The sequence below is a fragment of the Pantoea sp. BAV 3049 genome, from assembly GCF_009765445.1.
GTDB lineage: Bacteria > Pseudomonadota > Gammaproteobacteria > Enterobacterales > Enterobacteriaceae > Erwinia.
The window spans coordinates 2,438,097-2,439,550 of the sequence record NZ_WHOY01000031.1 but is presented as its reverse complement, the minus strand read 5'-3'; the positions used below and the strand labels follow the sequence as shown (position 1 = coordinate 2,439,550).

The following is a 1,454-nucleotide window of genomic DNA, read 5'->3' as shown; positions in this document are numbered from 1 at the left end:
CGCCGGCGTTCCGCTGAAGTAACCCCTCTGTCCTGACAGTTCCTTCCTCAACCGCGTCCTCGCGGGCCTTATGCTGGCACTTTTCCGGTCATCCGGGTGCCCGGCAGGATAACCCCTGCCCGTCGTCCGGTAAAACGGACACTCCGCACACAAAATTGCTGTTCCATGCCCCCTTTTCATCCTGACCCGGTCCGTGCCGGCAGGAAAATAAACGATTAATTTCGAACAGGCGCCGTTGTGGCCAACAATATGAAATTAGCTTCGAACAGTACAGGATCGTCCTGCCCTGCGGATTAATTAACTTCGAAAGGTATATCTATAAAGTGGCTAATTTCGAACGTTACTTCTGAACAAAACATGCTCTCTAAAGAGAGAGTACCTATGAGCCAGCCTCTCGCCTGGCCTCAGAGGTAGCACCCTTCGCTCTGCTCAGGGCAGTTCCGTGCCAGAAGCACCATGCAAAACCTTCCGGTAAACAACCTGAAGTAGCACCCCGGCAAGCCGGGGCAATGAGATTAGTTACAACACTCAGAACCAGTTACAGCAGTCATCGATCACATCAGCACCGTGCCCGATGCAAAACACCGCCGCCCCGGGCCAGCGGCCCGGAACAGTGCGGCTTTAAGCTCGGTGTTATAACCGAAACATTGAGACGTTGTGGGAGTCATTGCTGCCGGGACGGGTATACACGCCCGTAAGCGCCTTAAAGGCGCTAACGCGGAGATACGCCCGGTCTGTGACCGGACCACTCCGACGGCGCAAAAAAAACTTCTTCATAACGGTCAGCGGGTCTGGCTTTGCAGGGAAGGGGGGTTGATTGGTGAAACCTGTTGATTCAGGGCGGCTTCGCCGCGTCACCGGCGCCAGCTGGCGACTCCGTTCTCTTTAGCACCGTCTGGCGCCTTCATGCGCTTACGCGCATAAAAAACTCTTAGGCCTGTTTGTGATTTATTCTGCGGAAACGAATATGTCATTGCTGATATGATCGTGACTCAATTAAGGAAGAAAGGAATGTCGTATGGATACGGATGAAGGTGTGAAAATTGTCATGTCCCCGGTACAACTGGCGGCGCTTTTATCTGACAAAAGCGTCAGCGAGGGAGAAACCATGAGCAACCGCCTCTATGGTGGTCTGGGACTTGCCAGCGGCATTGTTGAAATGTTTGGGGCCGGTGCGATGTGTATCGTACCGGAACCTACGATGCTGACCAAAGCAGGATGCGTCATCGTGGGCACTCACGGCCTCGATACCATCCAGTCCTCCCTCCGTCAGGTCTGGTCCGGGCGTGATACCCGCAGTGATACGTATAACGCGGCGGTTTCACTGGCCAGCGCTCTGGGGGCTGACAGAAAAACGGCAATGAAGGTGGGATTTACGGTCGATCTGGCCATCCCTGTTGCATTCTCACTCGCAATTGGTGCCGTGCGGGTTATTGCGATCAGAAGTGGCCGGA

The 1,454-nt window shown here is 54.5% G+C and carries 1 pseudogene; it reads left to right on the top strand.

Annotation, left to right across the window (positions count from 1 at the left end):
• Positions 1-1,018 precede the first annotated feature (1,018 nt).
• Positions 1,019-1,454, top strand: a pseudogene (locus GSQ70_RS12350) (hypothetical protein); the annotation flags it as partial.